The sequence below is a fragment of the Pseudomonas putida genome, from assembly GCF_016406145.1.
In the GTDB taxonomy this organism is placed as follows: Bacteria; Pseudomonadota; Gammaproteobacteria; order Pseudomonadales; family Pseudomonadaceae; genus Aquipseudomonas; species Aquipseudomonas putida_E.
The window spans coordinates 2,790,111-2,801,654 of the sequence record NZ_CP066306.1 but is presented as its reverse complement, the minus strand read 5'-3'; the positions used below and the strand labels follow the sequence as shown (position 1 = coordinate 2,801,654).

At 57.4% G+C, this 11,544-nt stretch carries 10 protein-coding genes; 6 read left to right on the top strand and 4 right to left on the bottom strand.

From position 1 onward, the window contains the following. Positions 1 to 4: 4 nt before the first annotated feature. The 3 genes from JET17_RS12790 to tssI are packed head-to-tail and all read right to left on the bottom strand — an operon-like array spanning position 5 to position 2,953. Positions 5 to 472, bottom strand: a complete 468-nt coding sequence (locus tag JET17_RS12790; protein WP_012314379.1) for a DcrB-related protein — start codon at positions 470 to 472, stop codon at positions 5 to 7. Positions 473 to 510: 38 nt separating this feature from the next. Beyond that, positions 511 to 1,122, bottom strand: coding sequence for a hypothetical protein (locus JET17_RS12785; RefSeq protein ID WP_233100428.1), 612 nt, complete (start codon positions 1,120 to 1,122; stop codon positions 511 to 513). Continuing rightward, entirely contained in the window at positions 1,103 to 2,953 is a 1,851-nt protein-coding gene (gene tssI / locus JET17_RS12780) for a type VI secretion system tip protein TssI/VgrG (protein ID WP_012314377.1), read from the bottom strand. The genes JET17_RS12785 and tssI overlap by 20 nt, the downstream gene beginning before the upstream one ends. A 211-nt stretch (positions 2,954 to 3,164) precedes the next feature. On the opposite strand from tssI, the gene JET17_RS12775 reads away from it, so the two are divergent. Together JET17_RS12775 and JET17_RS12770 are read left to right on the top strand one after the other, a co-directional pair. Continuing rightward, entirely contained in the window at positions 3,165 to 4,181 is a 1,017-nt protein-coding gene (locus tag JET17_RS12775; RefSeq protein WP_012314376.1) for a hypothetical protein, read from the top strand. A 951-nt stretch (positions 4,182 to 5,132) separates the two neighbouring features. Then, positions 5,133 to 5,504 (top strand): hypothetical protein, encoded by a 372-nt coding sequence (locus tag JET17_RS12770; RefSeq protein ID WP_012314374.1) that lies wholly within the window; start codon positions 5,133 to 5,135, stop codon positions 5,502 to 5,504. A gap of 637 nt (positions 5,505 to 6,141) precedes the next feature. Here JET17_RS12770 and tri1 read toward each other — a convergent pair. Beyond that, on the bottom strand, positions 6,142 to 7,257 hold the full coding sequence (gene tri1 / locus JET17_RS12765) for an ADP-ribosylarginine hydrolase Tri1 (RefSeq protein WP_012314373.1): 1,116 nt from the start codon (positions 7,255 to 7,257) through the stop codon (positions 6,142 to 6,144). 130 nt (positions 7,258 to 7,387) lie between these two features. Between tri1 and JET17_RS12760 the strand changes: the two genes are divergently transcribed. The 4 genes from JET17_RS12760 to tssC all read left to right on the top strand — a co-directional run bounded on the left by JET17_RS12760 (position 7,388) and on the right by tssC (position 11,544). Continuing rightward, complete coding sequence (locus tag JET17_RS12760) at positions 7,388 to 7,939, top strand: hypothetical protein (RefSeq protein ID WP_012314372.1); 552 nt, start codon at positions 7,388 to 7,390, stop codon at positions 7,937 to 7,939. A gap of 742 nt (positions 7,940 to 8,681) precedes the next feature. Further along, positions 8,682 to 9,431, top strand: a complete 750-nt coding sequence (locus JET17_RS12755) for a hypothetical protein (RefSeq protein WP_012314371.1) — start codon at positions 8,682 to 8,684, stop codon at positions 9,429 to 9,431. A 62-nt stretch (positions 9,432 to 9,493) separates the two neighbouring features. After that, positions 9,494 to 10,027, top strand: coding sequence for a type VI secretion system contractile sheath small subunit (gene tssB, locus JET17_RS12750; RefSeq protein ID WP_012314370.1), 534 nt, complete (start codon positions 9,494 to 9,496; stop codon positions 10,025 to 10,027). Between the two features lie 14 nt (positions 10,028 to 10,041). Continuing rightward, the gene (gene tssC, locus JET17_RS12745) at positions 10,042 to 11,544 is read left to right on the top strand and encodes a type VI secretion system contractile sheath large subunit (protein ID WP_012314369.1); all 1,503 of its coding nucleotides are present in this window, start codon (positions 10,042 to 10,044) and stop codon (positions 11,542 to 11,544) included.

The window sequence follows — 11,544 nt, the reverse complement described above, 5'->3', positions numbered from 1 at the left end:
GAGCTCAGTCCTGAGTGGCGTTTTCGGACGATGCCACTGCATCCTGGCGCGGCTGGAAGCTATTCAGAAGCTCAAGCCAGCTTTCATTCTGTTTGCCGCTGAAATCCTTCTGGCTGGTGGTGGAGAACACCAGGATTCGGCCTGGGGCGACTTCAAAAGCGGCCTGGCGCTGATAAACAGGCCGGCCCTCGTTCATGTAATACCCCTCGACCTGGATGCCGGCCAATGGTTGGCTGGAAGACAACTGCGCAGGCGTTTTGCTGAGCACCGTGTAACCGCGAAGCTTTGTGGCGATCAGTTTCACTTGGCGGTCAATGTAGGCTTTGAGGTCTTCGGCAGGTAACAGGTTGTCACGCGAAAGCGTGATATTCAGCGGCGCTGGAATGTTGTTGCCCAGGATGAACATGTTCACTGTCCGGTCCTGGAAGCCTTCCGGCAACGTGATAGATCCTTCCTGAAGCTGATAGTCCATTGTTTTAAAATTCCATTAACACGAAAAATTAGGAGTACTTACTGTGCGGTCATGCCGGCAAGCATTGCGTCGAATTCGATCAGCCAGTCGGCCAATTGAGCCTGGCTCGGGTCGATGTGCGTGGACATTTCGAGCCATTGCCGTGGGCCATCGTCGCTACTGATAATCGCGCATACGGTGCGCCCGTGCCGACGCTGCTGGGCAACAGGAAACAAATAATCGAGCGCTATGGCCGGGTGCCCCGCCAGCAGGCGGTCGTCCTGACGTACCAGGGTCATCTGGGCGTGGCATTCGCGCAGGTTCTTGACATACAGCTCAACTGCCTTGGGCAGATCCAAACCTTCTGGCGCCGCTCTTCGGCGCGCGCTGAACGTTACCTCGCACCCCGCAAACTCCAGGGTGGTTTCGATATCGCGAAAGCTGAAACCCGACGGCATCAACAGATTGAGCCCTGCAATCCGTAACGCATTCTGCTCAACCTGCAACCCCAATACCGGCACAGGTTCTGGCAGGCTGCTCAGGACTTCGGCGGCCGCCCGCTCCTGCTCGGCCTGTTGTCGGGCGAGCGCTTCGGCGGCCTCACGCTTTTGGGAGATTCTGTCGTAAATGCTGGTAGCCATCGGCTTCGTCTTACTCGTTGATATCGACACGGTCACCTTTGACGAAGGTGTTTTTACCAAGGATGTCGATCTTGTCGGCTTCGATGGTGATGCCTTCGGGTGTAATCGCGATCTTGCTGCCCCCGACCTGAAGCAATATGCGTTCTTTGGCGCTCACCTGAACGAACTTGTTATCCACCTGCAGGGTGTAGCCACCTTCCTGAACATTCACTACCGTATCTTTCTTGATGATCTCGGTGTGCGCGCCCCCCACCGTGATCGTCCGGTTGTTCCCCACATCATGGGTCTCATCCAGCTCGATCTCGGTGTCCATGTTGCGCTCGGCGTGCATGATGATCTGCTCGGCGCCGGCCTTGTCTTCGAAGCGGAAGAAGTTCGCGGTACCGCCGTCGCCTTTCATCGAGCGGGTCAGGAAGCCACTCTGGGTCTTGTTCGCCGGCAACGACCAGGGCGGGGTGTTGCTGCTGTTGTACAGGCTGCCCATGATCAGCGGGCGGTCGGGGTTGCCGTCGAGGAACACCACCACCACTTCGTCGCCGACGCGGGGGATCAAAATGCTGCCGAAGCCGCCGCTGGCACCGGACTGGGCGACGCGTACCCAGCAGGAACTCTGGTCGTTGAACTCGCCGTTGCGGTCCCAGTGGAACTGCAATTTCACTCGGCCCAGTTCGTCGGTGTAGATCTCTTCGCCCGGCGGGCCGACGACAATGGCTGTTTGGGGCCCGGAGATGCCTGCCCTAGGCGTGCTCAATGAGGGGCGGAACGGAATTTTGCGACGGATACAGGTAAAGCTGTTCCCATACCCTGCTTCACCGTCATTGGCGTAATTGTTACGCCCCCAGTGAGTGACGGACAGCAGAAGAAACTGGCGATCGTCCGGAGTGTCGTTGTCGTGATCGTAATGCTGGCTAAGCTCGAAGTAACGACCCGGCTCCATGGCGCGGCAATTGCTCTTGCCATGGAATGTCTTGCCGTCCACCTCTATTGCCTCCAGCCGACGCCGAGCCTTGCGCAGGCCCTCATCTGAATCGGCGTAACCGTAAAGGCCTTCGTATTCGAAGACTTCGTACTGGCCGACCTCGCCCTGCTGGTTGACGGAATTGAGCTGTACCAAATGCGGGTTGGCAGGCTGCTTGTAGTCGAACGACTTTAGAGCCAAGCGCGTTGGCTGCATCCGCCGCGCCGAAGACCAGGCGGTGATCGAATCTGCAGTTTCGGTGACCGAAGCACTGTGGTAACGGATCAGTGGCTGACGCTCCAGCTGCGGAAGAATGCTGCTGTCATCGCTGATAATCATGCGATGACCTTCCTTAGAATGCTCGAAGGTGAAGAACAGCCCTTCCTGCTCAAGCATACGCAGCACGAAATTCAGGTCAGATTCCTGATACTGCGTACAGTAGCTGATCGGTTTGAGCGGTTGGCTCAGGCGGAATTCGTGGTCGGCCAAGGTCAGGTAGTAATCGAAGACTTCCTTGACGATCTGCTCGGTGGTCTTGTCTTGGAAGATGCGCGAATCACGGCGACGGCTGAGGATCCAGATCCACGGCACGAGCTCTGCGCTGTAGTTAGCAACGCCCCCATCGGCACCGGTATGCACGAAGTCAGAAACATGCGCACTGAGGTATCTGGTGCTCCCATCGGCCAGCGCGATGCCTACAGTTACCTTCTTGCCAATGAGTTTCTTGAGCTCGATCCGAGCATCCTGGGAGATGAGTTCTGCCTGGAAGCTGAACAGTTCCGAAATCGCCTCGCGGCCGCTGAAGCTAAGCAGTTGAAGCTCTTGTTCGGGAGGCAAAGGTGAGTCGAAAGTGAACAGGCGTTTATTCTGCGTGAGCATCGACTCGAGGGCGTCCGTAATCATTTCAATGCATCCTGCATCAAGCTGGAAATCTACCAATGAAAACGTGGTTCGCTGGTGCTGTCAAATGATGCCATTAAGCCATCTCCCTTTCGCCAAAGCTGAAACCACATGAGATCATGACCATCAGTTTGCTCTCGCTCACGTCTGGGGTGTAGGCTCCCTGCGCTTAGCCATGAGGCAGCACACAGCGAATTTTTCAGGGAGAACCGCGATGAGCGTGAGTGAAAGCCAACTCAGCCAACTTGACCGGGAGATGGATTCTAACCACATGGAAGTGGTGATGATGCCGATAGAAGCTTTCCAGGCTCAGGCCCGCTCCACACAACAAGCACACGCCGTGACACAGCCTCCGCAGGTATGCACTCGCACACAGGGCGACCTGCTGAGCGGCATCGGGCAAAGCGTCAAGTCAGCCTACAACGGGCTGCCTCACACGTTTGTCAATACCACATGGGGCGTTCCCGCAGCCATGGCCGCCTGGGATGCACGCAATGCGGCTTCTTTCGTTAGAGATATGGGTGGCTTACTCACCAAGGTGCGCCACACCGTGTACAAGGGTAAGCAGTACGTGATCATCACGGGTTACCCTGGATTGCGCAAAACGCTTAATGCGCCGCGCTATGGTATTCAGAACGCGAAACTGATCAGCATGGGCATCGGCAAATACGGTGTTCGCGGTTCCTCCCTCAAGGCACTCAGGCTCTCCTGCTATGTTGCCGTCGGTATCGAAGTGGCGGAGTGGGTGTTTGGCGACGAGCACGTGATGAGTGACTTGTTTGGTGGTATCGGGGTGGAGTTGGTCAAAGCAGGGATCGCAACAGCAGTGGGATATGCCGTTGGACTGGCCCTTGGCACAATGGCCACTTTCGCCGCCGCACCGGTGATCGCGGGTGCGGCTGTGGTGTTCGCAGTGGGCTGGGGGCTTAACGTACTCGACACCGAATACGGGATAAAAAATTCTGTTAAAGCCGGCCTCCGCTACGCCGTGGATAATATTCAATATTTACAGCAGCAGGCCAGCCGCATCAGCGTTGAGGACATGCAAAAATACGCAGAGGAAACCGTCACCAACATTGTCGGTGAGATTGCGGAGAACCTATATAGCGAGGCCAAGCGCTGGGCACTTCGAAAATTGCAGCCTGGAGACCTCAATTTACCGGGGTGGCCGTCTTTGCCTGAGTTACCGTCCATGCCCTCCCTCCCGACTTTCAATCTACCAAAGTTCTAACAATGACCACACATCGCCCCTATGAATTTCACGAGCGCTCACCCTATATTTTCCGCCTCGTGGCTTTTATTACCTGCCTATTGACTGCCGCTTTAGGCTTCCTTTCGGCCCGCTGGCTTGCAAGCGACATACTGCCGTTATTCGGCAGTCTGTTTACAGATACACCCATTGTAGTCACGCCTTATTTGGGGTTTATGCTCATTGCCATGTGCACTGTTAGCCCCATACTTATCATAACCTCCGCTTACGCATGCTGGCGCGCCAAAAAATTTGACCCGCCCATCAACTCTCGCCTTTACCGATTCCAGTATCAATCTTATAAATTGACACTATGGTCAATGATTTGTATAGCCCCGGCATTGGCGATACTTGTAACGCTAGGCTTATGGGCGAAGGGATACACGCCATGTCAAAAATTGCTGATCTCCGGGTCGGCGTGGAAAGTGTATTGGGTGAACGATGCGCGGTACTGCTTCAAACCTGACTCCTACACTGACGACAACCAACCATGTAAGCGTATCGGGGATAAAACTGTATGCGTACAATTTGAGGATCGGTAACTAATTCTGGAGATGGGCTACGAAGCTCCGGAGGGCTAATGCTCTGCGCAAGAACAGTTCGCGCACCGCATAATCGGGCCGGTACTCGTCATCGCAGGTCGCTGCCAAGCAAAGCGCCGTACTCGTATAGTCGACCCACTCGCCTAGCTTCAGGCGCAATGGCCAAGCGCTGACTCTCTCTGATCTGACCATGATCCCCCCCAAGCTCTGAGCATTGGAAATGAATTCTAACAACCCGACATTTGCCTCTATTAAGTTCAGACTACTCGCTGCCTTGACACTTTTGATCTGTGCGACAGTAGGGGTATTCGCTACGTACTGGTTGATTACACATGTCCTGCCAATATATGGACAAATGTGGCGTCGCGCCTCGGCCATCGAGGCCCCATACATGGCTTTCGGCCTCATCATGGCACCACCTGTTATGCTTGCCTGTACAGTAGCCAGCGCATTCGCCATATGGAGAGGCAAACGATTTGATCCACCGGAACAATCCGCGCTTGCGAAACTTCAGACAGGCCTGATGAAGGCCTCAGTCTATTCACTCATAGGCCTTGCACCACTCACTGCTATCAGCACGACAATTGCACTCAACGCATTAGACTATACAACCTGCCCGCAACTCAGAAAATCGGGATCGGCATGGCAGACGTACTGGGTAAACCATCCCGGCTTTTGTTTTAAACCGGACAGCTATACCGAAAATCGATGGCCCTGCAAAAATATAGACGGCAAAAAACTTTGCATAAACATGGACGATTAGCGACGGTCTGAGGCCCTCGGGCACGATTGGCTGGATGCAGGGCCCGCACTTGCTCCTGGCTTGGCTACCACCGCGCTGGCGTTGGTGGCGTACGGATTGGGATATTACCGACCTGGCAAAAGTAGCATGCTGCAATTCATGGGGGTTTCAAACACAAGTTCCCACCAACTCGGACGAACCCCTGGCGGGTGGCATACGTGACCGCTAGTGTGCGGAGCGATGCGAACAGCGGTGAGGATGATAAGTTGAAGAACATGCGCAAATTCGCAAAACTACAAAGCGTTCACTGCAATAAGCACAGTTTATGCACCACAATGTCATCGTCATCATCACACCGAGGGCCGGTATAGCGAAAAACTTTGGAGCTACACCGATCATAAGCACGGCGACTATCACGGTCAGCATCCAGACCGACCAAATTTTTGCAAAAAATCTATCCGTGGTAAACATAAGACTATTTCTAAAGTATTTTGCCTGATCATCAACAGTGGGGTTGCAAATCACACTCCTATCCGGAAGTTGAGCAGCACCCCGAAGGCCCCTTGCCCAAAGCAGCAAACCTGGTAGTGATTCGTACCTCAACGTGGTGGCGCGAGATCCCGTGCCGCCAGCCGTTCACCATAGGAAAGCTTGAGCATCAGTTGTCGTCATACACCAGCTCATCGAGTTCGTCAGTTGCCGGCGAATGCTCAAACAAGTGCCTTGCCAAGTGACATATACGCTGCGACCAGGCCACCTTGGCTACCCACTCGGGCGGCATTCCCGACACCCCATACAAGGCACCTGCCAACTGCCCCGCCGTGGCGGCCACGCTGTCGGCATCGTCGGCAAGGTTGGCCGCGAGCAGAATCGCATCCTTGAAATTGTCGGTGTGCCAAACTGCCCAGAGCGCTGCTTCGAGGGTGTCGACCACATAGCCGGAAGAGCGAATCTGCTCTCGTGACTTGAGCTTGTATTCGCCGGCATTGATGATCCGCGGCCGAGACTTCAGCGGGCGCACTTTGGCTGCCAGCGCCTCGTGTTTGTCGGCGCCATTGAGTGCCAGATGCAACTGCGCGCCGAATAGGCTACAGCACTGCAGCACTTCGGGCGCGCTGTGCGTGACCGTGCTCTGCGTGGCACTTTCTCCCCAAGTCGCCGAGAGCGAGTGGCGCCGAAAAATGGCAGTGGGCGCAAGCCTGATCAACGAACCGTTGCCAGCAGCCGAGGGCTCGGCATTCCCTTGCCAAGCAAGCCGCTCAGTTTCCCACCCTTCGAGCGCGCGCCGAGTGACATTGCCGATGTCGAAACAGCGCCCATTGACGCTGTTCTCGCCCTGGCGGTACCAACGCACCAGTGCGTCTGCAAAAGTCGCGAAATCGAACCTGCCCTTGGCCTCGTAAGTATCCGCCAGGCACAGCGCCATGCTGGTATCGTCGGTCCACTCGCCGGGCGCCAGACGGAATGGGCCACCACCGACCATGTCTGTAACCTGGCCCTGACCGCGGCGCTGAAACTCCAGTGTGGTCCCCACCGCATCACCGATTGCCAGGCCCAGCAGTGCGCCCTGTGCGCGGTCGAGTGCTTGTTCGCGTGAAAGCGTGCAAGGCCTGTCGCTAAGCCAGGCTGGCTTGATGCGTGGCAATATGGGCGCGTCTGGATCGTATATGTACTCCATGCGCTGCTGTAACTGGGGGGATACGTCGGGGACCAGGTCGATGTAGCGCTGGGCGTATTCGCTCAGGACTGCGTCCGGACTTCTCAGGTCGATCATGCTGGCTCCTTGCAAAGGCTTGCTCTCATCCATCGGCCCATTTTGCTGACCTGGTCAGGCCCTGACAACAGCTCCAGACAGGATCGGGCATAATCTACGATCAAGCACAGCAAGGAACGCTGACGTCATCATGAAATCTCATCCCGAACTCCATCTCAGATCCCCGCTGCTCTTTCGCTGCGTGGCCATCGGCTTTGCGCTGTGCATGCTAGCGGTGTGCGCACTTGCGTTCTACGTACTGTGGGCCGAACTGCTGCCGCTGTATGGCCGCCTCTACAGAAATGCACCCGTTGTGGAAACGCCGCTCATGAGTTTTTTCGTACTCGCGGCGATTCCGGGGACGCCCTACTCGCTCGTTGTCTGCGCCTTCGCGGCATGGACCGGTCAGAAATTCGACCCGCCCAAAAAGTCCAGGCTTCACACGTTCGAAATCCGGTCGTTGCAGTTGATGTTCGCGATAATGTGCTGCGCTGCCCCGGCCATGATCATTGCGACCACGGCCACACTCTCTGCGAAGGGCTACTGGTCTTGCCCAAAGCTCCGTATTTCAGGCTCCGCATGGCAGATGTTCTGGGTGAACGATGAGCGCATATGCTTTACGCCCGATTCCTACATCAACGACCATTGGCCATGCAAAGTTGTCGGGAACAAGACTATTTGCGTCCAGGTGGACGGTAGGTAGCAACGCCCCAACCTGCCGCCGAACGACACGATCGAGGGGGGATGGCACCGGCTTTGCCGGTGATCGCCGGCAAGCCGGCCACAGGGGTGTGGACTGCCCTTGGATAAACCTCATCAATACTGGAAAAGCGCCAGGCAAGCGGTGCCACAATCGTCGGCGCTGATGACGCACAAGCGGTTGCGACCAGCGTGCCAATAGCGGCCTGGGTCAAATATCCAAAGCCCACACCTCCCCCTGTGGGAGCCGGCTTGCCGGCGATCACGGGCGCAGCCCGTGCCAGTCATCCTGTCAAACACGCAGCTCAAATACGCCGGCTCTTGGATCATAAAAACCTCGCCACCGCCTGCTACATGCGGCGTATTCCGTCGCATTGCCATCATTGAAAGGCCCGCCGTAAAGCCCTTGCATCACCGCCCGACCCAACCAGAAATGCGACCTGCTTCACCTTTTGAAAAATATTTTCCAATCTCTTTTTCAGTTGTTTTCACACACCCCAAACCCCTTCCCCACGGGCCCAAGCCCAGATTTTACGCCCCCAAAACCCCTGGCCGATATCAATGCGACATCATTGCGCCGCGTCACAAACAGGGAAAAAATCGCGGCCCCGGCGGGAACTTCTTCCAACGCGGGGTGCCCTACACGGCATTACTGGCAACACGATATTCATGTGCCAGTACCGAGTTTCCAGTCCACGCCAGCGGCGTATCAGGACGATTCAAAAAGGCTCATGGACGATGTACCGATGACACAGACGTTTGATGTCGAAGCACTGATCAAGCTGCGTAGCCAAACGCGGGCAATCTCCGATGCGCTCAAGGCGCAGGCGGCCGATTACCTCGCCACCGCGGCGCCGCTGATCCGTCCGCAAACGCTGTTCGGTGAATACCTGCAGGGGGCGCAACGCAGCAGCGGGCGCGAAACCCAGGGCCACTTCCAGTCGCTTATCGAACTCTACGAGCGCATCGGCTCGGCCGCGCCCTTCCAGCTGGTCAGCGAGCTGGAAGTGCCGCTCAACCTCATCAGCACCACCCCCGAACTGTTCCCCCTGGAATACGACAAGGCCCTGGTCCCCAGCGGCCAGGTCATCCGCATCACCAGCCCAGTGCGCTGGGTCGTGGGCTTTCAGGGCTTCGAGCTGGCGCGCTTTCGCAATGTCATCCACGACCCCAACCGCAGCAGCGCCGAGCTGTACCGCTTCGTGGTGCACTACCTGGTGCTGTTCTACTGCCTGAGCAAGTCGCCTGGCCTTGGCCGCCTGTTCGAAGGCCTGCGCTTTGGCTTGAGCTTCGAACGCCTCAAGGGCATGGGTGACCTGCCCTTCTGCGTCATCAGCTCGCCGGTGCGTTCGGAACTTCCCGACGATTCGGTCATCCGTAGCAGCACGCAAATTGCCGGCAACACCAGTTTCGAAGAGCTGGTGGGCCGCGACAACATTCTGGAAATGAACGACGAAATCCGTCAGCGCCTGCTGCTGACGATCGAAGGACTGTAACGCGCAGGCCCCCGCCGGGCCGCGCCATGATTCGCAGCGAATTGCTCGCACTGGAGAACACGATGGCGAAGAAGGAAAGTACCCAGCACAAACTCGACCGCGTTCGCGCGCCGCGGGTTCACATCACTTACGACGTGGACATCGGTGATGCGATCGAGAAAAAGGAGCTGCCCTTTGTCGTTGGCGTGCTGGGCGATTTTTCCGGCAACCCGCTGGAGCCCTTGCCCAAGCTCAAGGACCGCAAGTTCGTCTTCATCGACCGCGACAACTTCAACGGCGTGCTCAAAGGCATCAAGCCGCGCCTGACCTACCGCGTCGACAACACCCTGGCCAAAAACGGCACCCAGCTGGGCGTGGAGCTGAACTTCAACAGCATGGAAGACTTCGAGCCACAGAACGTGGTGAAGCAAGTCGAGCCACTGCGCAAGCTTTTGGAAGTGCGCAACAAGCTGGCCGACCTGCGTAACAAGATGGGCGGCAACGACAAGCTCGAAGAGTTGCTGATGGACGTGCTGCAGAACACCGAGAAGCTGAAAACCCTGGGCAAGGAATTCGGTCGCGAAGCCGCCGTACCCGCCGCCGATGGCAAAGAGTAAGCAGGAGCCAGACGATGACCGACAAGCAAACACTGCCACAACAGGACACCGACCTGGTCGAGGTGGAAACCTTCGCCCCGCAGGCCTCGCTGCTCGACAGCATCATTTCGCAAAGCCGTGTGGCCCGCTCCGACACCGAGCGCAACCGCACCCGTGACCTGATCGGTGAGCTGGTCAACCAGGTGCTCGAGGGCGAGATGACCCCGAGCAAGGACCTGATCGCTGTGCTGGACGCGCGCATCGCCGAGATCGACTCGATGCTCTCCGAGCAGATGAACGAGATCATGCACGCCCGCGAATTCCAGCAGCTGGAAGCCTCGTGGCGCGGCCTGAAGTATCAGGTCGACCAGACCGAAACCAGCACCACGCTGAAGATCCACCTGCTCAACGCCTCGAAGAAGGACCTGGTGCGCGACCTCAAGGCCGCCAGCGAATTCGACCAGAGCGCGCTGTTCAAGAAGGTATACGAAGAAGAGTACGGCACCTTCGGTGGCGCCCCGTTCGGCATGCTGATCGGTGACTACGAATTCAACCGCAACCCCGAAGACATGTACCTGCTCGAAGAGATCTCGCACGTGGCCGCCGCGGCCCATGCGCCATTCATCTCGGCCGCATCGCCCGAGCTGTTTGGCTGGGACTCGTTCACCGATATGTCCGGCCCGCGTGACCTGGCGAAAATCTTCGACACGGTCGAATACGCCAAGTGGAAGTCGTTCCGCGCCTCGGAGGACTCACGCTATGTCGGCCTGACCCTGCCGCACGTGCTAGGCCGCCTGCCATATGGCCCTGATACCACCCCGGTGGAAGAATTCAACTTCGTCGAAAGCGTCGACGGCCGTGACCACAACAAGTACCTGTGGATGAACGCCGCCTACGCCCTGGGTACCCGTGTCACCGATGCCTTCTCGCGTTACGGCTGGTGCGTGGCCATCCGCGGTGTAGAAGGTGGCGGCCTGGTAGAAGGCCTGCCAACCCACACCTTCAAGACCGATGACGGCGAAATTGCCCTCAAATGCCCAACTGAGATCGCCATCACCGACCGCCGTGAAAAAGAGCTGTCGGACCTTGGCTTCATCCCGCTGGTGCACTGCAAAGGCACCGACTACGCCGCGTTCTTCGGCACCCAGTCGGCGCAGAAGCAGAAGCAGTACAACACCGACATCGCCAATGCCAACGCACGCCTGTCGGCGCAGCTGCAGTACATCTTCGCCACCTCGCGCATTGCCCACTACATGAAGGCGATCATGCGCGACAAGATTGGCAGCTTCGCCTCGCGCATGGACGTCGAGCGTTTCCTCAACCAGTGGCTGGCCAGCTATGTGCTGCTTGACGACACTGCCAGCCAGGAAGCCAAAGCCAAGTTCCCGCTGCGCGAAGCCCGTGCCGAAGTGTTCGAGGTACCAGGCAAGCCAGGTGTGTACAAGGCCGTGACCTACCTGCGGCCGCACTACCAGCTCGACGAACTGACCGCTTCGCTGCGCCTGGTCGCAGAGCTGCCGCAAGGCGCTCGCGGCTGA